Origin of the sequence: Psychrobacter sp. W2-37-MNA-CIBAN-0211 (assembly GCF_040309405.1) — a bacterium.
Classification (GTDB): Bacteria; Pseudomonadota; Gammaproteobacteria; order Pseudomonadales; family Moraxellaceae; genus Psychrobacter; species Psychrobacter glaciei.
In genome coordinates, this window is the sequence record NZ_JBEOOU010000151.1 from 1 (window position 1) to 278 (window position 278).

Consider the following 278-nt stretch of genomic DNA (forward strand, 5'->3'; position numbering starts at 1 on the left):
GCTCAATACTATTGCACAGCGGGGTGGTTTATCCAACCTTGAAATAGCTAAATGGTCTGGTAGAGCGGATGTAAAACAAAATCGCACCTATAACCACATGGCTGACTATGAAATGGTCGCTATGGCAGAGAGGATTGATCCCTCGAAAGCGCTTTTTGGCCCTTTAGGTAAAGTGGAAAATCATCTTCCAGTCACTGCTCAAGAGTTTAATACCCTTGAGCAAGCTGCTGCTCATGTCACAGAATATGGATTTTGTGTACACGACTTCACAATGAGTC

Annotated in this window: 1 pseudogene; it reads left to right on the plus strand. The window is 43.9% G+C overall.

The annotated features are described in order from the left end of the window. A pseudogene (locus AAEY72_RS14690) lies at positions 1-278 on the plus strand (hypothetical protein); the annotation flags it as partial.